Source organism: Erwinia sp. SLM-02, from assembly GCF_037450285.1.
Lineage (GTDB): Bacteria > Pseudomonadota > Gammaproteobacteria > Enterobacterales > Enterobacteriaceae > Erwinia.
Genome location: NZ_JAQISN010000001.1, coordinates 1,768,774 through 1,790,130, shown reverse-complemented (window position 1 = coordinate 1,790,130; position 21,357 = coordinate 1,768,774). Strand labels below are relative to the sequence as shown.

Below are 21,357 nucleotides of genomic sequence, written 5' to 3'. Positions count from 1 at the left end.
CTGATTACAGTTGCTGTCAACTTTTCCTGACAGAATACTTCTGAGAAGCCGTGGGATAGCGTATTATTGTGGCAGTGCCGGACACCGCAACAATAAGGGTTTACATCCATGCGTCTCGAAGTATTTTGCCAGGACCGAATTGGTCTGACCCGTGAACTGCTGGATCTGCTGGTAGAACGCAGCATCGATCTGCGCGGAATCGAAATTGCCGCTATCGGCCGCATCTATCTGAACTTTTCCACCATCAGCTTTGAACAGTTCAGTCAGCTGATGGCGGAAATCCGCCGTATCCCCGGCGTGACCGACGTGCGTACGGTCAACTTTCTGCCGTCCGAGCGCGAGCACCGCGCGCTGAGCGCGCTGCTTGTCGCCCTCCCGGAGCCGGTCTTCTCGATTGATTTAAAAAGTAAGGTTGAGCTGGCCAACCCGGCGGCGCAGTCGCTGTTCGATCTCAATGAAGAGAAAATGCGTAACTACAGCGCGGGCGCGCTGATCCCCGGATTTAACTTTCAGCGCTGGCTGGAAAGTGAGCGCATTGAGGCGCAGGCGCACCACGTGGTGCTGCAGGGTCGCGACTTCCTGATGGAGGTGACGCCCATCTACGCCCGGGATGAGGAAAATAATGCCACCACCCCCGCCGGAGCGGTGGTGTTGCTGAAATCGACCGCCCGCATGGGGCAGCAGCTGCAAAATCTGGCGGTGAACGATGACAGCGAATTCCAGCACATCGTCGCGGTGAGCAGTAAAATGCGCCAGGTGGTCGATCAGGCGCGCAAGCTGGCGATGCTGGATGCACCGCTGCTGATCGTCGGCGATACCGGCACCGGCAAAGATATGCTGGCCCGCGCCTGCCACCTGCGCAGCGCGCGCGGGAAAAAGCCGTTCCTGGCCCTGAACTGCGCGTCGCTGCCGGACGATGTGGCCGAAAGCGAGCTGTTCGGCCACGCGGCGGGGGCCTATCCCAATGCGCTTGAGGGGAAAAAGGGCTTCTTCGAACAGGCCAGCGGCGGGTCGGTGCTGCTGGACGAAATCGGTGAAATGTCGCCGCGAATGCAGACCAAGCTGCTGCGTTTCCTTAACGACGGCACCTTCCGCCGGGTGGGCGAAGAGCACGAGGTGCACGTGGACGTGCGGGTGATCTGCGCGACCCAGCGAAACCTGATGGAGCTGGTGCAGCGCGGGGAGTTCCGCGAGGACCTGTTTTACCGGCTGAACGTGCTGACGCTGAATCTGCCGCCGCTGCGCGATCGCCCGCAGGACATCCTGCCGCTGACTGAGATGTTCGTGGCGCGCTTTGCCGATGAGCAGGGGATGGCGAGGCCGAAACTGTCGCCGCAGCTGAACGGGTTCCTGACGCGATACACCTGGCCGGGCAATGTGCGCCAGCTGAAAAATGCGCTCTATCGTGCGCTGGCCCAGCTGGAGGGCTATGAACTGCGGCCGCAGGATATCGCGTTACCCGAGTACGCGATGGAAATGCCGCTGGCTGACGATGCGATTGAAGGCTCGCTGGACGAAATCACCAGCCGCTTTGAGCGCTCGGTGCTGACCCGTCTTTATCTCTCCTATCCCAGCACGCGCAAGCTGGCGAAAAGACTCGGCGTATCGCATACCGCGATTGCCAATAAGCTGCGTGAATATGGCCTGAGCCAGAAAAAAACGGAAAGCGAGTAGTTAAGCGGGCAGTCGGGGACAACATCAGGCCAGCCGGGCGGCTGGCCTGCAACAGACTTACTTCAGTGCAGCCAGCGCCGCGTCGTAGTTCGGCTCGGTGGTGATTTCATTCACCAGCTCGCTGTACAGCACGTTGTCCTGCTCATCCAGTACCACCACCGCGCGGGCAGTCAGACCGGCCAGCGGGCCTTCAGCAATCGCCACGCCGTAGTCTTTCTTGAACTCGCCGCCGCGCAGGGTGGACAGGGTGACCACGTTGCTCAGGCCGTCAGATCCGCAGAAGCGGGACTGTGCAAACGGCAGATCGGCAGAAATGCACAGCACCACGGTGTTGTCCAGATCGTTAGCCAGCTGGTTAAATTTGCGTACTGATGCCGCGCACACGCCGGTATCAATACTTGGGAAGATATTCAGCACCTTACGTTTACCTGCGTACTGCGAAAGAGAGACATCAGCAAGGTCTTTCGCGACCAGGGTAAAGGGTTTCGCGCTCTGGCCAGGACCAGGGATCTGGCCGTCAACGGAAACCGGGTTACCCTGAAAATGTACGGTCTGAGACATAGACTATCCTTTTAATGTTAATGGTGTTTAAACGCTTTCAGTGTATGCCATGCTGAAGCGATGAGACAGTAAAAAACGATAACAAAATTAAAAGCCCAGAGCGTATAAGGACATGAGCATGAGAGCAGTGAAGGTCTATCCGGAGAGCTGGCCGTTGCATACGCCGTTCGTCATCGCCCGCGGCACCCGCAACGAGGTGGGCGTGGTAGTGGTTGAACTGGAAGAGCAGGGCGTCAGGGTGCAGGGCGAGTGTTCGCCCTATCCGCGCTACGGCGAGAGTGAAGAATCGGTGATGGCGCTGATTAGCCGCATCATCCCGCAGCTTGAGCAGGGCATGACCCGCGAACAGCTCCAGCAGGTGCTGCCCGCCGGCGCGGCGCGCAACGCCGTCGACAGCGCGCTGTGGCAGCTGGAATCACTGCGAGAGCAGCGCAGCCTGTGGCAGCTTGCCGGGGAACAGGCACCGCCGGTGATTGATATGGCGCAGACCGTCAGCATCGACGTGCCGGAAATGATGGCCAGCAGCGCGCTGGCGCTGTGGCAGAACGGGGCCAGACTGTTAAAAATCAAGCTGGATAATCATCTGATTGCCGAACGTCTGGTCGCCATCCGCGCGGCGGTTCCCGATGCGACGCTGATTATTGATGCCAATGAGTCCTGGCACGCGGAAGGCCTGGCGGCACGCTGCCAGCTGCTGGCCGACCTCGGCGTGGCGATGCTGGAACAGCCGCTGCCCGCAGGGGAAGATGCCGCGCTGGAAAACTTTATTCATCCGCTGCCGATCTGTGCCGATGAGAGCTGCCATACGCGGCAGGATCTGCCGGGGCTGAGCGGCCGCTACGAGATGGTCAACATCAAACTGGATAAAACCGGCGGGCTGACTGAAGCGCTGGCGCTGGCGGAGGACGCGCGCCGCCAGGGCTTTGAGATCATGCTCGGCTGTATGCTCTGCACCTCTCGCGCCATTCGCGCCGCGCTGCCGCTGGCACCGAAGGCCCGCTTTGTGGACCTCGACGGCCCGACCTGGCTGGCGGTCGATGCGGATCCCGCCCTGCCTTTCAGCTGTGGGCGCATCGAGCTGTCACGGGTGCCAGCGCAGTAGCGCCACCATCGCCGCCAGGTAGCGTTCGGTGGCCTCATCGGCTGAAACCGGCGGCAGCTCCGCAGTGATGCAGGGCAGGTTGAGGTCGGCACACCAGCTGCCGAACGAACCGGGCGTGGCGTAGCCGACGCTGGTGACCAGAGGCAAAGCGGTCTGTTCTGCCAGCCAGTGCCCCAGCGGGCTTTCATGCGGATCCTCAATGCAGGCCAGCGGTTCGTGGAAGGTGACGATCCACTGTGGTTTCAGCTGATGGATCAGCTGGCACAGCGCCTGCGTCTCCGGTTCTGAACCGGCGCGATCGCCGGTTGACAGCAGCACGTCCCGTTCCTCCGCCGCGCTGTTCCAGCGATAGACCGTGTCGCCGTTTTTCCAGTTGGCCGCCGGGAAGTTGCGGTTAAGGTCAACGCCGTTGGCATTGGCGCGCAGGCCCAGCTGGCAGCCGTCGGGATTCACCGCCAGCACCACGTGATGGCGTCGGTGCCGGTCCTGCAGGGAGCGCATGGCGCAGGACAGCGTGACCACCGCGGCGGTCTCATCGCCGTGGGTGCCGGCGAGGATTAACCCGCTCTCCTCATCGGCGGCCGGAGCCGGGAACCACAGCAGCGGCGCGCCGAGCAGCGACTGACCGTACTGTTTCCCGTTGGTGTCCAGGCGGCCGCGCAGCGGGCGGGGATGAAGTAACGACATATTGGGCTCCAGAAAAAGTGCGTCAGGCTGACACTATACTCAAATCAGCGTAGCAGAGCTGGGCGGCAGGGATAAAAAGAAAAAAGTGAGGCTTTTGACACAGCCCGTTGAAAAATATGCCTGTTCCGCGACAAACTGCGCTACAGTTTCTGCAATATTTCAGACCCGCCGCTTATCATCTGCTGCTGACAGCTAAGGATGTCTTAATGAAGAAGGCTTTTTCTGTTCCCGCGCTCGCCGTGCTGGCGCTGTGTATCTCCACTGCCGCGCGTGCTGCCGACGTCCCCCCCGGCACCCAGCTGGCCGCCAGCCAGGAAATCGTGCGCCATATAAAAGATGAACCGGCCTCTCTGGATCCGGTCAAGGCCGTTGGCCTGCCTGAAATCCCGGTGATCCGCGATCTGTTTGAAGGGCTGACCAGTCAGGATGCCAGCGGCAAAATCATTCCCGGCGTGGCCACGGCGTGGCAAAGCAACGATAACAAAACCTGGATCTTTACCCTGCGTAAGGATGCCCGCTGGTCCAACGGCGACCCGGTCACCGCCGACGATTTTGTCTACAGCTGGCAGCGGCTGGTCGATCCGAAAAACACCTCGACCTTCGCGTGGTTTGCCGAACTGGCGGGCATTGAAAACGCCGGTGCGATCGTGAAGGGGACGATGACGCCGGACAAACTGGGGGTGACGGCAACCGACGCCACCCACCTGAAGGTGACGCTGGATAAACCGGTGCCGTACTTCGTCAGCCTGACGGCGAATTTCAGCCTGTTCCCGGTGCCGAAGAAAGTCGTTGAACAGTTCGGCGACCAGTGGACGCGCCCCGGCAATCTGGTCGGCAACGGCGCGTATCAGCTGGAAAGCCGCGTGGTGAATGAAAAGCTGGTGCTGGTGCGCAACACCCACTACTGGGACAACGCCCACTCGGTGCTGAACAAAGTCACCTTTGTGCCGATCAGCGAAGAGTCGAGCGCCACCAAACGCTATCGCGCCGGGGATATCGATATCACCGAATCCTTCCCGAAAGAGCTGTACGGCCTGCTGAAGAAACAGCTGCCGGGCGAGGTCTATACCCCGGATCAGCTGGGCACCTACTATTACGCCTTCAATACCCAGAAGGGACCGACGGCGGACGTGCGCGTGCGGCAGGCGCTTTCGTGGAGTATCGATCGTAAAATCATTGCCGAAAAGGTACTGGGCACCGGCGAAAAACCGGCATGGCACTTTACCCCGGACGTGACCGCCGGATTTACGCCGAAGGAAAGCTTCCTGCAGCAGCACAGCCAGGCCGATCTCAACGCCCAGGCCAAATCCCTGCTGGCGGCGGCGGGGTACGGGCCGTCGAAGCCGCTGGACCTGACCCTGCTGTATAACTCTTCTGAAACGCACCAGAAAATCGCCATTGCCGTGGCGTCGATGTGGAAGAAAAATCTGGGGGTCAACGTCAAGCTGCAGAATCAGGAGTGGAAAACCTACATCGACAGCCGCAACAGCGGCAACTTCGACATTATCCGCGCCTCCTGGGTCGGCGACTATAACGAACCGTCCACGTTCCTCAGCCTGCTGACCTCCGCCCACAGCGGCAATATCGCCCGCTTTAAAAGTCCGGAATACGATGCCCTGATGGAGAAAGCCAGCCGGGAAACCAGTGTCAAAGCGCGCAACGACGACTATAACCGTGCCGAGCAGATGATTGCCGAACGCGCGCCGATAGCGCCGATTTATCAGTACACCAACGGGCGGCTGATCAAGCCGTACGTGAAGGGATATCCGATTACCAATCCGGAAGACGTCGCCTACAGCCGGACGATGTATATTCTCAAGCACTAGTGATTAACCAGCACTCAAAGACGATCGGCAACGATTGAGAAACTCAGGGGCCATCAGTATTTGCTGGTGGCCTTTCTCGTTATAACGATTAGCAGCAGAAGAGGCTGAAACGCCGAAGGGTTTACAAGGTGTCTGACCCTGATGCCCTGTCGTAGCGAAACTTGATGAGGTTGCTGAACAAGAGGAGTTGAGCCATCGTTCAACAGCAGGATCACATACGGATAAAGAAATTCCCTGCTGCGTGACCTGATGTCAGAAAGCTTTTTCGATACCTGCCTGTTTCAAAATGCCATTTGCAGTATGTTTCGAAACGATGGTATACGGCACAGAGAATTTTTTCTGTGTAACAGGGCTGTACCATATTTCATGGCTGCCCTTGCCCTGCCGGTCGAGGAAGCAACCCGCAGACGACAGCAGTTCCGTTAGCTTTGGATACAGTCCGGTTCCCATGATTCAGAGAGCAATTCTTTCCGAATAAGATTGTTCATGATTGAACGAAAGGCAGAGATGCTCAGGGTTTTCGCCAAGACCGTTCATTCGATACAGGTCTGGGGCAATTTCCCATACGCGCTGGGTCAGCTCTTCATAAGTGGGTGCCTCAGTAACCAGACCGAGATCTTCACACTCTGCCACCCAGACGCCTTCTTCTGAATCGTGGCAGACACTAACGTTGAACGATTGAGGAAATTTGATAACAGATGCAGTATTCATTTAAAACCTCCAGTGCCCTGTCAGAACCGATTCTGCAAAGAACATTGGGTAGAAGTAAGTTAGTAACGCCCTGCAAGGTGTTACCAGTCTGGTAATAGTACCCAATAATGGGCAAATCGCAAGTGGGGTGAGGTATCGCAGGATTGATGCGCGGCGCATATGATTCAGCACCGGGCCGCTAATTCGGGAGTTGCATCACACTTCGGTCGTCAGGAACTTGAGACTCGCTATCTATCCATTATCGTAGCGGGACTGGATTGTTACTGTAATCATACAGGCAAAACCTGATTGTCGGATTTTCCGGCGGTCAGGTTTTTTTGTTTTCGGGCCGGGAAATGAAAATAGCGAAAGTATTAAATAATAACGTGGTGATAATTCACGACGAGCACGGTAATGAGCAGGTGGTGATGGGGCGCGGTCTGGCGTTTAAGAAACGTGCGGGCGAGGATCTGGATCCCGCGCTGGTGGAGAAAACCTTTGCCCTGAAAAGCCGTGAGCTGACCGGTCGTTTAAGCGAGCTGCTGTCTGAAATCCCCATTGAAGTGGTGATTACCAGCGAGTGCGTGATCGCGCTGGCGCGTGAGCAGCTGGGTACGGCACTTCACGAAGGGCAGATCGCGATTGCGCTGACCGATCATATCCATTTTGCCCTGGTCCGCCATCAGCAGAATCTGCCGATCCGTAACGTGCTGCAGTGGGAGATCCGCAGCCTGTATCCGAAGGAGTACGGCATTGGCCTGGCCGCGCTGGAGATCATCGAAAAGCGCCTGAAGGTGCGGATGAGCGACGATGAGGCGGGATTTATTGCCCTGCATCTGGTCAACGCGCAGCTGGACAGCGAAATGCCCGCGGTGATGCATATCACCAAATTTATGCAGGAGATCCTGCATATCGTGAAATATCAGCTGCAGCTGGACTACCAGACGGATTCCCTCAGCTACAACCGCTTTGTGACCCACCTGAAGTTTTTCTCCCAGCGCATGCTCGGCAAACGCGGCGTCTACAGCGATGATGAGTCCCTGCACGATGTGGTCCGCGATCGCTACCCGCAGGCCTATAAGTGCGTGGATAAAATCGATCGCCACATTATTAAGAACTACCAGTACAAGCTGGGCAGTGAAGAGCGCATGTTCCTGACCATTCATATCGAGCGGGTGCGCAAGGAGACGCTGGCGCTCGGTGAGAGCGACGACGAAGCCTGATGTGAGCGGCAGAGGCTGATAACGAAAACGGGTGCTGACTTTGACGTCAGCACCCGTTTTTTTATGACTCAGATAAAGACGGCGTCGATCAGAACGTGACCACCGTTTTCAGTCCGGTAACCCAGGCATCCTGAGTCTCTTTCAGGCCGCCGGGGCGATGCCAGTACTGCAGCGCGGGCTGCAGCTCCAGCCAGGAGGTCACGCGCAGGCGATAGTACAGCTCCGCATTCACCGAGTGGCCGGGCAGCGGGCTGTACAGCGGGTTGCCGTAATCGTCTACGCCCTGAATGTCGTTCAACGCCTGCTGATTGTCGCGATAGCGATCGCTCATTTTGATATAGCTGGCGCCGAAACCGATCCAGTCATCCGGGCGCGCATCGAACAGGCCGTGGTAGCGCAGGGAACCGGCCAGCGTTGCGTGCATATAGTTGCTGCGCTGGTCGCTGAGGCCGAGGCTCCATGAGGTACTCAGGCCGCGCGTGGCATCATCGGCGTGGCGGGTCAGCTGCTGGTTGAAGCCGGTGTAAAGGAACCAGGTACGATTGTAGCTGCGGTAGCCCTCCGGGTCGTCGGCTCCGCGCGACTGCGATTTGCCTGCGTAAAGATCGTACTGCTTCGCGTTGGTAAACAGCACCCCGACGTTGTAGATCCCCGGCAGATCGTTAACGTGGGTCTTCAGCTCCAGCTCCACCGGCAGCAGCATGCCTTTGCTGCCTTTCGTTGACCAGCTCCAGGCGTGGTTACGGGCGGTGGCGTCGGGGTTCTGCTCCATGATCCCGCCTTTGAGGGTCAGCTCATCGGTCAGCTTATATTGCAGGGTGGTTCCCCAGTAGTGAACGTTCCAGTTGTACCAGGTCATTGAGTTGGCGGACTTGCCGCCGCACTGCGACAGCAGCTGGAAATCGCAGGGGATAATCTGGTCGAAATCCTGGTTTTTATTCATCATGCCGATGCGCCACTGCAGGCGACGGTCATCAAAGGTGCGCGAGAAGGTCAGCCAGCCGAGGCGGGTAATAGACTGGCCGCCGTAGCTCTCCTGTGAAATATCATTGAAATTCACCCTGTCATCTTTTAATCGCTTATTGGTCAGGCTGTCGTTATGGTTGCGATTAACAATATTCCCTTCGATTTTGGCGTCGGGAATACCGGTCAGGGTTTCTAAATCCTGGGCGAAGGTTAATGAAAACTGGTCGATATAGGCGGCATGTTTATCGTGGTTATATCCGCCGCCGGCGTTATAGGAGACCTGGCTTAAATAACCCAAATTATAATGGAAGCCGTTCTCTTCCAGAATGGGGCGAATACCCAGCATGTCCCCCAGCAGCCCTTCCTGCGGTGCCTGAAAGCCCAGCGCGGTGCCGTTCCATTCCTGCGCGTGCGCGGCAGAGGCGCACAGGCCGGCAGCAAGAGTCAGTAGCGCGAGGCGGTTCTTATTATTAAAACACAGAGAGATATTGTTCATTTTTTATATTCGTTATGGAGGTTCAGGGCACGACAACGCCCCCTGTTCCCGTTATTGCGGAACAGTGATTGTCGGGGCGTTAATTTATTGGGCAGCCTGGCTGCCCGACGTTTATTTATTTCAGTGATTCACCGTGGGTTTTAATCACGTCCTGGTACCAGAAGAAACTTTTTTTACGGGTGCGGGTGAGGGTGCCGTTACCCTGGTCATCGCGGTCGACGTAAATAAAACCGTAGCGCTTGGAGAACTCAGCTTTTGATGCGCTGACCAGATCGATCGGACCCCAGCAGGTGTAGCCCAGCACTTCAACGCCGTCATCAATCGCCTCGCGCACCTGAACCAGGTGATCGTTCAGATAGGCGATGCGGTAGTCGTCGTTAATTGAACCGTCGGCTTCCACGGTATCGCGCGCGCCCAGGCCGTTTTCAACGATGAACAGCGGCTTCTGATAGCGGTCGTACAGCACGTTCAGCAGATAGCGCAGGCCTTCCGGGTCGATCTGCCAGCCCCATTCGGAACTCGCCAGATGCGGGTTAGGCACCATATTCAGAATGTTGCCGCGCTCTTTCTGATTCAGCTCGTCATCGGTGGTGACGCAGCCGGTCATGTAATAGCTGAACGAGATAAAGTCGACCGGCTGGCGCAGGTCGATTTTATCCTGCTCGGTAATGTCCAGCGTAATGCCGTTTTCCCGGAAGAAGCGGGTCATGTACGACGGATAGTAGCCGCGGGTCTGCACGTCACCAAAGAACAGCCAGTCGCGGTTCTGCTGCAGCGTTTCCATCACGTCGGCCGGGTTCGGCGTCAGCGGATAGAGCATCGCGCCCAGCAGCATGTTGCCGATTTTCCCCTCCGGGACGATCTGATGGCAGGCTTTAACCGCCAGCGCGCTGGCCACCAGCTGATGGTGGATCGCCTGGTACACCGCCTGCTTGTTGCTCTCTTCCGGCAGGCCGACGCCGGTGAACGGCGCGTGCAGCGACATGTTGATTTCGTTGAAGGTCAGCCAGTGTTTAACCTTGTGCTTAAAGCGCTCGAATACCGTCTCCGCATACTTCACGAAGCAGGCGATGGTGGTACGACTGCCCCAGCCGCCATACTTTTTGATCAGGCCGTACGGCATCTCGTAGTGCGAGAGCGTCACCAGCGGCTGAATGTTGTATTTCGCCATTTCATCAAACAGGCGGTCGTAATAAGCCAGACCGGCTTCATTCGGCTGCGATTCGTCGCCTTCCGGGAAGATACGGGTCCAGGCAATCGAGGTACGCAGCACGGTAAAGCCCATCTCGGCAAACAGCCTGATGTCATCCGGATAGCGGTGATAGAAGTCGATGGCCACATCTTTAATACCTGAGTCGCCAGCCTGGCGTTCCACGCGCTCGCCGAAAATACCCTGTGGCTGAAGATCCGAGGTCGACAGACCTTTACCGTCGGTCTGCCAGGCACCTTCAACCTGGTTAGCGGCTACCGCGCCGCCCCAAAGGAAATCTTGTGGGAAACGTTGAGTCATGATGGTTCTCCTTGTGAAAAATTATTTAATCAGCGCCAGCAGGGGATCGCCTGCGGTCACTTCGCTTTGCTGGCTGGCTACCAGCACGTCGATATAGTCATCGCTGTTGCTGACCAGCACCGGGGTGGTCAGGTCGTACCCGGCGGCGCGTATTGCGGCGATATCAAACTCCAGCAGCAGGTCGCCGACGCTGACGCGATCGTCCTGGCCGACGTGGGCGGTGAAGTGGAGTCCGTCGAGTTTCACCGTGTCGATGCCGACGTGGATCAATACTTCCGCACCGTTATCCGCCTCAAGGCCGATGGCATGGCGGGTACGGAACAGTGAGGCAACCGTGCCGTTAACCGGTGACAGCACGCGGCCCACGGTGGGCTGAATGCCGACGCCCTTGCCCAGCAGGCCGCTGGCGAAGGTTTCATCCGGCACCTGCTCCAGCGCCACCACCGCGCCGGTCATCGGGCTGGCGATCTGGGTTTTTGCCAGCAGGTCGGGATTGACCACCGCCTGCGGCGCAGGGGCCGGAGCCTCTTCTGTTTTCGCGGCAGGCAGGCCAAACAGCCAGGTGGCGACGGCGGCAAAGATCAGAGCGATGACGGCGCCGGCAAACGAGGCCATCACGCTGGCGTCAAAACCGGTTTTCGGCACCACCTGACTGAAGGTAAAGATTGACGGCATGCCGAAGGAATAAGAGGTGGTGTGCCAGAAGCCCAGCACGGCGGCACCCAGCGCGCCGCCGATGCAGCCGAAGATAAACGGACGGCGGTTCGGCAGGGTGATGCCGTAGACCGCGGGTTCAGTAATACCGAACAGGCTGGCGCTGAACGCGGAGGCGGCAATGCCTTTGGTTTTGGCATCACGGGTGCGCAGCATGACGCCGAGGGTGGCACCGGCCTGGCCGAGCACGGCCGGCATCAGCAGCGGCAGCAGGGTGTCCGAGCCGATCACGCTGAGGTTGTTGATCATGATCGGCACCAGGCTCCAGTGCAGGCCAAAAATCACGCAGACCTGCCAGAACGCCCCAATAAAGGCACCGGCGAAGGTCGGGCTGAACTGATAAATTGCCAGGTAGCCGTCGGCCAGCAGATGGCTGAGCCAGGTGGCCGCCGGGCCAATCACCATAAAGGTCAGCGGAATGGTAATAACCAGGCACAGCAGCGGCGTGGTGAAGTTACGAATAGCGCCCGGCAGGCGACCGTGTACCGTGCGCTCAATCAGGCACGACAGCCACGCGGCAAAAATAATCGGGATCACCGATGAGCTGTAGTTAATCAGAATGATTGGCACGCCGAAGACGTGCAGCGGAGCGGCACCGCTTTGCTCGGCGGTCAGCGCGGTCAGCATCAGCGGGTGCACCAGCGCCGCGCCGATAATCATCGTGGTGAAGGCGTTGCCGCCGAATTTTTTACCCGCGCAGTAGCCCAGCACCACCGGCAGGAAGTAGAACAGCGCGTCGCTGGCGACAAACAGAATTTTATACAGCCCGGCGTCTTCGCGAATCACATTCAGTGCCAGCGCCAGGGAGAGCAGACCTTTCAGGATACCGGAGGCGGCCATCACGCCGATAAACGGGGTGAAAATGCCGGAGATGACGTCGATAAGGCGGGCAAAGAGCGATCCTTTCTGTTCATCGCTGCCGTTGCCGCTACCGTCCCCCAGGCCCGCCACGGACAGCAGCGCCTGATAGACATCACTGACATGATTGCCGATCACGACCTGATACTGGCCGCCGCTTTCCACGACCATAATCACCCCCGGGTTTTTCTTCAGCCCGGCGGTATCGGCTTTGCTGCTGTCTTTCAGCTTAAAACGCAGGCGGGTTGCGCAGTGTATGACTGAGCTGATGTTTGACTTGCCGCCAACCCCTTGCAGGATCTCTTCTGATAACGCCTGGTACTTCATCGTATGCTCCTGGTTCTGACATCTTGTCAACGGGCCGTTACTGAATTCAGGCCAAAAAAAAACCTAAACGGCTTCAAACGGACCCACGGTCCATAAAAAGCAGTTTAGGTTTTGCCTGAGATTCAGTAGCAATCCTGATTTCTGACGTAAATAGTTCCTCAGAAAGGCTCCGCTGACAAGAGGGGAAAACGGGAATTACTGGATTTCGTGAGCGGGTTCACTTTTTTGCCACGGATCCCTCCACCGCCGCTGAACCCGGTCTGTCATGTTTACTAACCATTGTGTATACGCGCATTATTTTGCAACTGCGGTTCCGCACGCTAGACTGTATCGTATTGATTATGTTGAAAGCGGGGCAAAAAGTGGACGTTATTGCAGGTAAATCCTTACAGGTATCGGATGCGATTATCTCGTGCCAGCTGGATGGCCACGGTGGGATGATCCCGATTGCCGATACCGAGGTGCTCACGTGCGACCATCCGTGCTGGCTGCACCTGAACTACACCCATCCTGAAAGCGCCGAGTGGCTGACCACCACGCCGCTGCTGCCGGACAACGTGCGCGATGCGCTGGGCGGCGACAGTATGCGGCCGCGCGTCAGCCGTCTGGGTGACGGCACGATGATCACCCTGCGCAGCGTCAATCTGAACAGCGAATCCCGGCCCGACCAGCTGGTGGTCATCCGCGTGTTTATCAACGATAAGCTGATTGTCTCCACCCGGCGGCGCAAGGTGTTTGCCATTGATGAAGTGCTTACCGATCTGCAAAACGGCAACGGCCCGCACAACGGCGGCAGCTGGCTGGTGGATGTCTGCGATTCATTGACCGACCACACCAGTGAGTTTATCGAGGAGCTGCACGACAAAATCATCGAACTGGAGGATGCCGTCGTCGACCTGCAGGTTCCGCCGCGCGGCGAGCTGGCGCTGATCCGCAAACAGCTGATCATTATGCGCCGCTACATGGCCCCGCAGCGGGACGTGTTCTCACGGCTGGCGAGTGAACGTCTGCCGTGGATGAGCGATGACGATCGCCGACGGATGCAGGACATTGCCGACCGTCTGGGCCGCGGGCTGGACGATCTGGACGCCAGCGTGGCGCGGACCGGGGTATTGTCAGATGAAATCAGTTCGGTGATGGCGGAAGCGATGAACCGCCGAACCTATACCATGTCGCTGCTGGCGGTGGTGTTCCTGCCGACCACGTTTCTGACCGGGCTGTTCGGCGTCAACCTCGGGGGGATCCCGGGCGGAAGCTGGCGCTTTGGCTTTGGTATTTTCTGTCTGCTGTTAGCAATCCTGGTGCTGGGTGTTGCGTGGTGGTTGCGGCGACGTAAATGGTTGTGAAAAGAGAAATTATTGTGCGATTAAGGCGGTTAAAACTGATCGACGTCAATATCTGACGATGATGTTAAGGGCAAACTCTTTCTCGCAGGTGAATGCAACGTCAAGCGATGGGCGTTGCGCTCCATAATTGTCTTACTTCATTTTTAGAATTAATGCATAGCACATTTAATTCGTACGACGCCGGCTCCGAGCCGGCTTTTTTTTGCCCGTTTGCCAGCCCGGTCAGATGTCCTACGCTTAAAGCTCACGCTTTAAACAGTAAGGGGACAGTATGTTCACTGACCAGCTTCATGCCATTCGCGGCTCAGAACCTCTGGGCGACCCTGCACCCGTTCCCGGCCCGATACCGACGCCGCAGCCGCTTCCCGATCCACCGCCCGTCGATCCTGACCCGATCATCGACCCGCCCGCGCATCACTGAGGCAGGGCTACTGAGCCGGCCTGTCCGGGAACTGCTGCTCGCGCCACTGCTTGATCAAGGCGGCGCGGCGGCGGGGATAGCGGGTGGAATGGAGTTCCAGTGAGAGAATGCGGTCGGTGCGGAAGTGGCGGAAGTCGCCGCGCAGTTCACACCAGGCACCGAGGATATGCAGATTATCAAAGTAGCCCAGCAGGAACGGCCAGATCACGCGCCGGGTGGAGCAATCCTTGCCGTCACGATAGGTGAGGGTCGCCGTCAGCTCCTGCCTGATCGCCCGCCGGATGGCGACAAAATCCACGCTTTCAACTCGGGGGCTGGCAGACGGCGCGGCCATCAGGCCGTTACTGTCCAGGCTGTGGCGCAGTTCGGCAGGAAGGACGGCGGCAATTTTGCTTAACGCGCTCCTGGCCGACTGGCTCAGCCCGGTATCGGTGCGGCTGGCTACCCAGCGGGAGCCTAACACCAGCGCCTCAATCTCCTCTTCGCTGAACATCAGCGGGGGGAGGGTGAAGCCGGGTTTTAATACGTAGCCCATGCCCGGCTCACCGGCGATATCCGCCCCCTGCTGTTGCAGCGTGGCGATATCGCGGTAGAGCGTGCGCAGGCTGATGCCGAGCGTGCCGGCGAGCTGAGCGCCGGGCACGGGGAAGCGGTGGTTACGCAGCAGTTGCAGCAGATCCAGCAGGCGTTGCGATCGCGACACACTTCCTCCGTGAAATGTTGTGCTTAGCCGACCTGAACGATGTCAAGACGAACGGGGGCTTCGTCTTCATCTTCCGGCTGCCAGCCGGCGGGCTGCACCGGCAGGGTTTCGCGATCGAAGGCCAGATCGCCACCGTCAACGACGTCGCTGCCGTGGGTGATGGCCTTGAAGTCAAACAGTTCGCCGTCGGCAAGATGCGAAGGCACCACGTTCTGCATGGCGCTGAACAGGGTTTCAATACGGCCCGGATAACGCTTATCCCAGTCGCGCAGCATATCGCCAATCACCTGGCGCTGCAGGTTCGGCTGCGAACCGCACAGGTTGCACGGAATAATCGGGTATTCGCGGGCGATGGCGAAGCGCTCAATGTCCTTCTCGCGGCAGTAGGCCAGCGGACGGATAACGATATGCTTCCCGTCGTCGCTCATCAGCTTCGGCGGCATGCCCTTCATTTTTCCGCCGTAGAACATGTTCAGGAACAGCGTCTGCACGATATCGTCACGGTGATGTCCCAGGGCGATTTTGGTGCAGCCCAGCTCGGTGGCCGTGCGGTACAGAATACCGCGGCGCAGGCGAGAGCAGAGCGAGCAGGTGGTTTTGCCTTCCGGGATTTTGTCCTTAACGATGGCATAGGTGTCTTCTTCGACGATCTTATATTCCACACCCTGCGTTTCCAGATATTCCGGCAGAATATGGCCCGGGAAGCCCGGCTGTTTCTGGTCGAGATTTACCGCCACCAGCGAGAAAGAAATCGGCGCGCTCTGCTGCAGATTGCGCAGGATCTCCAGCATGGTGTAGCTGTCTTTGCCGCCGGAGAGGCACACCATGATCCGGTCACCCTCTTCGATCATATTAAAGTCAGCAATCGCCTGGCCGACGTTACGGCGCAGACGCTTCTGCAGCTTGTTGAGGTTGTACTGCTCTTTCTTACTGGTTTCCGGATTCGGTTGCATTTATTAGCTATCTCGTATTGCTGGAGTGGGCGAGAACATCGGCAGGCCCGGCATGAAAACTGACTGGCGTGCTATGGTACGGATTACGATGGCGAATACCAGCACGTTTTACAGTAGAATTTCATCTTACTTTAACACTGCTAACCCTCTCCGGCGAAACCTGATAAAAGAAGTATTAGTTTATCAATGCTAAGCTGTGGGGATGCTTCTGCTCATCTGAGCGGAGGCGCTTTTTCAAGACATGTTTTCTTTCTGTCATCAAAAGACTCCCTGTGCTAACTTGTACATGTACAGTTTAGAGGTGTCATATGCGAAAAATCAGTTATACCCAGATGAGGGCGGAGCTTTCTGACATTTTGGACGCTGTCCGAAATGGTGAGACTATTGTTGTGACTCAGAGAGGAAGGCCTGATACGGTCCTAAATGGAGCGCTTTTTGAGGAAAAACCTGAAGAAGAAAATTTCATCTACAAACCCTACATCATTCATAAAGGAAAGCGCATCACTCCAAAGAGAGGCAGCATGTTTAAAATTTCATTCAATGAAGCTTTAAGCAAAACCAAGCACAAACATGCAAAAATAATCAAAGCACTGGAAGATAAGTAATGGATGACATCGAATTCCTGACATCCGGGCAGGTTATTGAAATCCAGAATTCGACCCTCCCTGGCAGCGGACAGCCTGATGAAGACCGACTGGCAGGTGCATTATTCCGGATACAAACGTTAGCCGATTACGAGGGTTGTGACGATATTTTTGTTTTTGCAGCGATGTATCTTATAGCAATTGCAAAAGCCCATGCTTTTAATGATGCAAATAAACGAACAGCCTTTCAGGCTGCGAGTGTTTTTCTTCTTATGAATGGCTATGAACTCAATGCTTCGTTCGAATTAGTAAAACTGACTGTACTTGCAGCGATGGATGAGGCTGATTTGAATGACACAGCTTTTGCACTAAGGATCCTTTCTGATTACCGTAACGATATTGTAGCGGAGCATGATTATGTAGTCTGAAGACTTGTAACATTCTCTAAAATTGTTCTTCCTTTTGGCCTTATGCATCCTCCGTCGTTACCTCTTTCCGCCTGAAAGTAACGTTCACAGCGGATTATCTGCTACAATCAGCGGCAAAATTCCCGCCCGATTGATCAGAGATAATACCCGTGACTGCTTTTTCTACCCTGAACCTGCTGCCCGCCAGCCAGATTGAAAACCTTAATGAACTTGGCTATCTGGCCATGACGCCGGTACAGGCCGCATCGCTTCCGGCGATCCTGGAAGGGCGTGACGTGCGCGCGCAGGCGAAAACCGGCAGCGGCAAAACCGCCGCGTTTGGTCTGGGTGTGATGCACCGTCTGGACGTCAGTCAGTATGTCACTCAGTCGCTGGTGCTGTGCCCGACCCGTGAACTGGCCGATCAGGTGGCGAAAGAGCTGCGCCGGCTGGCGCGTTTTACCGCCAATATCAAAATCCTGACCCTGTGCGGCGGCCAGCCGATGGGCGCTCAGCGCGATTCGCTGGTGCACGCGCCGCATGTGGTGGTCGGTACGCCGGGGCGTATCCTGGAGCACCTCAAGCGAGAAACCCTCAAGCTGGACGGCGTGGCAACGCTGGTGCTGGATGAGGCCGACCGCATGCTGGAGATGGGCTTCCGTGATGATATCGATGCGATTATCAGCTACTGCCCGCCGCAGCGCCAGACGCTGCTGTTCTCCGCCACCTGGCCTGAAGATATTGCCCGCATCAGCCAGCGCGTGCAGCGCGATCCGCTAACGGTGGAAACCGGCGACGTGTCCGATCTGCCGTCCATCGAGCAGACCTTCTATGAGGCCAGCGCGCGCGAAAAAATGAGCGCACTGATCGGCTTGCTCAGCGAGCGCCAGCCTGCTTCCTGCGTGGTGTTCTGCAACACCAAGCGCGAGTGTGATGACATCGCCGCCTCGCTGGACAGTGCGCAGATCAGCGCGCTGGCACTGCACGGCGATCTGGAACAGTCCGAGCGCGACCGGGTGCTGATACGCTTTGCCAACGGCAGCTGCCGGGTGCTGGTGGCGACCGACGTCGCGGCGCGCGGGCTGGATATTAAATCGCTGGCGATGGTGGTGAACTATCAGCTGTCGTTCGATCCGGAAGTGCACGTCCACCGCATTGGCCGTACCGCGCGTGCCGGTGCCGAAGGCTGTGCGATCAGCTTCGTTGCGCCGGATGAAATGCAGCGCGCCCATGCGCTGGAAGATTTCCTGCAGCAGCGCCTGACGTGGGCCAGCGTCAGCGAACTCAAGTCCGTGGCGCCGAAACCGCTGCGCGCGGAGATGACCACCCTCAGCCTCGACGGCGGGCGCAAAGCCAAGATCCGTCCGGGGGATATCCTGGGCGCACTGACCGGCGACGGCGGGCTGACGGGCGATCAGGTCGGCAAGATTGATATTGCCCCGACGCTGGCCTTCGTGGCGATTCGCACGGAGCTGGTTCGCAAGGTCATGCAGCAGCTGCAGCAGGTAAAAATCAAAGGCAAAACCTGCCGCGCCCGCATCGTGAAGTAAGTTCTTCAGCGTTCCCTTGCCTGAAACGAAACGGCCCCCGGTGTGATACCCGGGGGCCGTTTAACATCTGAGCGCGGCAGATCAGATTTTGGTAATCACCGGCGGGGCGGCGAGCAGGGATTCCACGCCGGCGATCAGCGCCAGGAAATGCGGCTGTTTTTCGTGCTCTTCAATAGCGGCATGGCTTTTCCACGTCTCGTGGAACAGGAAGGCGTCCGGGTTCTCCACGCTACGGTACAGATCGTAATGCACGTTACCGGCCTCAAGGCGGCTGGGGGCAACGCAGGGATTCAGCGCGGCAAACAGCGCATCGCCCTGGCCCGGTTTAGCAGTAAACGTGGCGATAATCAGTACGGATTTCTCGGTCATTATAATCTCCATTTAACAAGACAACGTTGCTGGCACAGGGCCAGCCGCAACAGGCATGGCTGTTAGAGTAACTGTTTCAGCTATTTTTGCCATGAGCATTTGTGGCTAATGTATTTCCAGCGAACGCACGCCGTTTATTTCCAGCAGCACGTTGTACATTTTTTCCGGAGCCACTTTGCGTGACAGGGTCACGTCGACCATCATTTCGCACAGCCCGGTTTCGCTGTCGCGGTTGGTCAGGGTGATTTTTCCGGTGCGCACGTCCCGATGCTGCAGCGCGATCAGCACCAGCGGTACGCTTTTGGATTTGAGCTGGACGATCAGGGTCAGATTACGACCGATGAAACGGTAGCTGAGCCGGCGAAAGGTTTCCAGCACCACCAGCGCCAGCAGGGTGCCGTAAATACCGATCTCGTACATGCCGCTGCCGATCACCAGCCCGATAGCCGCCGTCACCCACAGCCCGGCGGCGGTGGTCAGCCCCTTAACGATTTGTTTCTGGATGATGATGGTCCCGGCACCGAGAAAACCCATGCCGCTGACCACCTGGGCGGCGACCCGGCTGGGGTCAAGCGCAATATGAGAGGCCTGAAGAATATCGTTAAAGCCGTATTTCGAGACGATCATAAACATGGCGCTGCCGATCCCGACCAGAATGTGCGTACGCAGCCCGGCTTCTTTCGAGCGCAGCTGGCGCTCCATCCCGATCACGCCACCCAGCGCACCGGCGAGGGCGATACGCAGTAAAAGGTCAATTATCATTTCTATCCTCCTGTATTTACGTGCTTTTCCTCAGCGCATTGATCTGAATTGTAAATTAAGACGTCAGGGTATTGATATTTTATCAATTTTGATTTTGTAAAATTGGATGACAGCTATCGACCTGCTGCAAAACCTGGCTTATGCTGGCTGGCGCCTCTAATCCCACACCGACCGGAGTTTACACAATGAAAGCAGCCTCTTTTTTGCTTGCAGCCGCAACGCTGCTGCTGTCGGCCTGCAGCAGCGACAATGAACCGCCGCAGCAGGCAACCGCCGCCCACGTACCCGCACGGGTGCAAATGGCCGATCTGGCAGCCAGTAATTGTGAAAATGCGGGCGGAACGCTGGCGCTTTCGCGGCAGCTGGATGGATCTTCGGTTGGGATGTGTCAGCTGGCGAACGGGCGTCGCTGTGGCGAGAGTGCGTTACTTAACGGCACCTGCGCGCGTTAAACCCCCCGCCAGCGGCAGCGGGGGGCGAAGGGCGGATCAGAGCTGGTTAGCGCAGGTTTCGCCTTTTTCCAGCTGCTGCAGGTTTTGCAGCGTGGTTTGTGCGATGCTGGTCAGCGCTTCGGCGGTCAGAAACGCCTGATGGCCGGTAAACAGCACGTTATGGCAGGCTGACAGGCGGCGGAAAACGTCATCCTGGATCACGTCGTTCGACTTGTCTTCAAAGAACAAATCCCGCTCGTTTTCATACACGTCCATCCCCAGCGCACCAATCTTCTGTTTTTTCAGTGCGTCAATGGCGGCCTGAGAATCGATCAATCCTCCGCGGCTGGTATTGATAATCATCACGCCATCTTTCATCTGCGCAAAGGCACTTTCGTTAAGCAGATGATGATTCTCCGGGGTCAGCGGGCAGTGCAGGCTGATCACGTCCGACTGGGCGAACAGGGTTTTAACGTCAACATATTCCGCACCCAGCTCCAGCGCCAGCGGATTAGGGTAAGGGTCGGAAACCAGCAGGCGCATACCAAAGCCTTTAAGGATGCGCAGGGTGGCGATGCCGATCTTACCGGTGCCGATAACGCCCGCCGTGCGCCCGTGCATGTTGAAACCGATCAGGCCTTCCAGTGAGAAGTTGGCATCGCGGGTGCGCTGATAGGCGCGGTGAATGCGGCGGTTCAGCGTCATCATCATGCCGACGGCATGCTCGGCAACCGCTTCGGGCGAATAGGCCGGCACGCGAACGACCTGGATTCCCAGTTCTTTTGCCGCATCGAGATCGACGTTGTTGAACCCGGCGCAGCGCAGCGCGATAAACTTCACCCCCAGCTCGGCCAGTTCTTCGAGCACCTTACGGCTGCCGTCATCGTTGACGAAAATGCATACGCCGTCGCATCCGGTGGCGTTCTTGGCGGTGCGTTCGGTAAGCAGGAAGTCAAAAAACTCCAGCTCGAAGCCGAAGTCCGCGTTGACCTGTTCCAGGTATTTCCGGTCATACTGTTTGGTGCTGTACACCGCAAGTTTCATCGTTTGTGTCCTTTTCCCGCTGCAGAATGAATAGCCTGAGTTTATCAACTATTCTCACCGAGGGGAGAACCGGATGGTAAATGAGGGAGTAAAAAGTCCCGAATCGGCCGTAAACCCGCGAAAAACTTCACGATGACGCGATTCCGTGCCATC

General features: G+C 57.4%; 22 protein-coding genes. 10 read left to right on the top strand and 12 right to left on the bottom strand.

Going from position 1 to position 21,357, the window contains the following annotated elements; genetic code table 11:
* Positions 1-108 precede the first annotated feature (108 nt).
* Complete coding sequence (gene tyrR / locus PGH32_RS08290) at positions 109-1,674, top strand: transcriptional regulator TyrR (protein ID WP_314424894.1); 1,566 nt, start codon at positions 109-111, stop codon at positions 1,672-1,674.
* 57 nt (positions 1,675-1,731) lie between these two features.
* On the opposite strand, the gene tpx is transcribed toward tyrR, so the two are convergent.
* Entirely contained in the window at positions 1,732-2,235 is a 504-nt protein-coding gene (gene tpx / locus PGH32_RS08285) for a thiol peroxidase (RefSeq protein WP_105594706.1), read from the bottom strand.
* Positions 2,236-2,353: 118 nt separating this feature from the next.
* Here tpx and ycjG point away from each other — a divergent pair, with 118 nt between their 5' ends.
* Positions 2,354-3,337 carry an L-Ala-D/L-Glu epimerase gene (ycjG, locus tag PGH32_RS08280; protein ID WP_337893755.1) on the top strand — a complete coding sequence of 328 codons (984 nt, stop codon included), beginning with the start codon at positions 2,354-2,356 and terminating at the stop codon, positions 3,335-3,337.
* Here ycjG and mpaA read toward each other — a convergent pair.
* Complete coding sequence (gene mpaA, locus PGH32_RS08275; protein ID WP_314424890.1) at positions 3,317-4,024, bottom strand: murein tripeptide amidase MpaA; 708 nt, start codon at positions 4,022-4,024, stop codon at positions 3,317-3,319. The two genes, ycjG and mpaA, sit on opposite strands and share 21 nt — an antisense overlap.
* A gap of 206 nt (positions 4,025-4,230) precedes the next feature.
* Here mpaA and PGH32_RS08270 point away from each other — a divergent pair, with 206 nt between their 5' ends.
* Entirely contained in the window at positions 4,231-5,850 is a 1,620-nt protein-coding gene (locus PGH32_RS08270; protein ID WP_337893754.1) for a peptide ABC transporter substrate-binding protein, read from the top strand.
* A gap of 252 nt (positions 5,851-6,102) precedes the next feature.
* On the opposite strand, the gene PGH32_RS08265 is transcribed toward PGH32_RS08270, so the two are convergent.
* Positions 6,103-6,300 (bottom strand): type II toxin-antitoxin system HicA family toxin, encoded by a 198-nt coding sequence (locus tag PGH32_RS08265; RefSeq protein ID WP_337893753.1) that lies wholly within the window; start codon positions 6,298-6,300, stop codon positions 6,103-6,105.
* A 3-nt stretch (positions 6,301-6,303) separates the two neighbouring features.
* The gene (locus tag PGH32_RS08260; RefSeq protein ID WP_337893752.1) at positions 6,304-6,561 is read right to left on the bottom strand and encodes a DUF1902 domain-containing protein; all 258 of its coding nucleotides are present in this window, start codon (positions 6,559-6,561) and stop codon (positions 6,304-6,306) included.
* Between the two features lie 335 nt (positions 6,562-6,896).
* On the opposite strand from PGH32_RS08260, the gene licT reads away from it, so the two are divergent.
* Positions 6,897-7,763 carry a BglG family transcription antiterminator LicT gene (gene licT, locus PGH32_RS08255; RefSeq protein ID WP_314424885.1) on the top strand — a complete coding sequence of 289 codons (867 nt, stop codon included), beginning with the start codon at positions 6,897-6,899 and terminating at the stop codon, positions 7,761-7,763.
* A gap of 88 nt (positions 7,764-7,851) precedes the next feature.
* Here the strand turns inward: licT and PGH32_RS08250 are convergent, their stop codons facing one another.
* From PGH32_RS08250 to bglF, 3 genes are all read right to left on the bottom strand, one after another.
* Positions 7,852-9,225 carry a carbohydrate porin gene (locus PGH32_RS08250; protein WP_337893751.1) on the bottom strand — a complete coding sequence of 458 codons (1,374 nt, stop codon included), beginning with the start codon at positions 9,223-9,225 and terminating at the stop codon, positions 7,852-7,854.
* Between the two features lie 115 nt (positions 9,226-9,340).
* A complete protein-coding gene (locus PGH32_RS08245) occupies positions 9,341-10,735 on the bottom strand; it encodes a glycoside hydrolase family 1 protein (protein WP_337893750.1) in 1,395 nt (464 codons plus the stop codon).
* A gap of 21 nt (positions 10,736-10,756) precedes the next feature.
* Entirely contained in the window at positions 10,757-12,634 is a 1,878-nt protein-coding gene (bglF, locus tag PGH32_RS08240) for a PTS beta-glucoside transporter subunit IIABC (protein ID WP_337893749.1), read from the bottom strand.
* 362 nt (positions 12,635-12,996) lie between these two features.
* On the opposite strand from bglF, the gene zntB reads away from it, so the two are divergent.
* Together zntB and PGH32_RS24690 are read left to right on the top strand one after the other, a co-directional pair.
* Positions 12,997-13,980 carry a zinc transporter ZntB gene (gene zntB / locus PGH32_RS08235; protein ID WP_314424877.1) on the top strand — a complete coding sequence of 328 codons (984 nt, stop codon included), beginning with the start codon at positions 12,997-12,999 and terminating at the stop codon, positions 13,978-13,980.
* Positions 13,981-14,251: 271 nt separating this feature from the next.
* Entirely contained in the window at positions 14,252-14,401 is a 150-nt protein-coding gene (locus PGH32_RS24690; RefSeq protein ID WP_443112746.1) for a hypothetical protein, read from the top strand.
* Positions 14,402-14,408: 7 nt separating this feature from the next.
* Here PGH32_RS24690 and PGH32_RS08230 read toward each other — a convergent pair whose 3' ends face one another.
* The gene (locus PGH32_RS08230) at positions 14,409-15,104 is read right to left on the bottom strand and encodes a helix-turn-helix transcriptional regulator (RefSeq protein WP_337893748.1); all 696 of its coding nucleotides are present in this window, start codon (positions 15,102-15,104) and stop codon (positions 14,409-14,411) included.
* Positions 15,105-15,127: 23 nt separating this feature from the next.
* Entirely contained in the window at positions 15,128-16,057 is a 930-nt protein-coding gene (gene ttcA / locus PGH32_RS08225) for a tRNA 2-thiocytidine(32) synthetase TtcA (protein WP_337893747.1), read from the bottom strand.
* A 308-nt stretch (positions 16,058-16,365) separates the two neighbouring features.
* On the opposite strand from ttcA, the gene PGH32_RS08220 reads away from it, so the two are divergent.
* The 3 genes from PGH32_RS08220 (at position 16,366) to dbpA (ending at position 18,598) form a co-directional block, all read left to right on the top strand.
* Positions 16,366-16,662, top strand: coding sequence for a type II toxin-antitoxin system Phd/YefM family antitoxin (locus tag PGH32_RS08220; RefSeq protein WP_337893746.1), 297 nt, complete (start codon positions 16,366-16,368; stop codon positions 16,660-16,662).
* On the top strand, positions 16,662-17,069 hold the full coding sequence (locus tag PGH32_RS08215; protein WP_337893745.1) for a type II toxin-antitoxin system death-on-curing family toxin: 408 nt from the start codon (positions 16,662-16,664) through the stop codon (positions 17,067-17,069). The genes PGH32_RS08220 and PGH32_RS08215 overlap by 1 nt, the downstream gene beginning before the upstream one ends.
* A 149-nt stretch (positions 17,070-17,218) precedes the next feature.
* The gene (dbpA, locus tag PGH32_RS08210; RefSeq protein WP_337893744.1) at positions 17,219-18,598 is read left to right on the top strand and encodes an ATP-dependent RNA helicase DbpA; all 1,380 of its coding nucleotides are present in this window, start codon (positions 17,219-17,221) and stop codon (positions 18,596-18,598) included.
* A gap of 81 nt (positions 18,599-18,679) precedes the next feature.
* Here dbpA and PGH32_RS08205 read toward each other — a convergent pair whose 3' ends face one another.
* Both PGH32_RS08205 and PGH32_RS08200 read right to left on the bottom strand, forming a co-directional pair.
* Complete coding sequence (locus PGH32_RS08205; protein WP_337893743.1) at positions 18,680-18,967, bottom strand: putative quinol monooxygenase; 288 nt, start codon at positions 18,965-18,967, stop codon at positions 18,680-18,682.
* A gap of 105 nt (positions 18,968-19,072) precedes the next feature.
* The gene (locus PGH32_RS08200; protein WP_314424729.1) at positions 19,073-19,729 is read right to left on the bottom strand and encodes an MgtC/SapB family protein; all 657 of its coding nucleotides are present in this window, start codon (positions 19,727-19,729) and stop codon (positions 19,073-19,075) included.
* A 185-nt stretch (positions 19,730-19,914) separates the two neighbouring features.
* On the opposite strand from PGH32_RS08200, the gene PGH32_RS08195 reads away from it, so the two are divergent.
* A complete protein-coding gene (locus tag PGH32_RS08195) occupies positions 19,915-20,181 on the top strand; it encodes a putative hemolysin (RefSeq protein ID WP_314424726.1) in 267 nt (88 codons plus the stop codon).
* 36 nt (positions 20,182-20,217) lie between these two features.
* On the opposite strand, the gene PGH32_RS08190 is transcribed toward PGH32_RS08195, so the two are convergent.
* A complete protein-coding gene (locus PGH32_RS08190) occupies positions 20,218-21,204 on the bottom strand; it encodes a 2-hydroxyacid dehydrogenase (protein WP_337893742.1) in 987 nt (328 codons plus the stop codon).
* Positions 21,205-21,357: the final 153 nt, after the last annotated feature.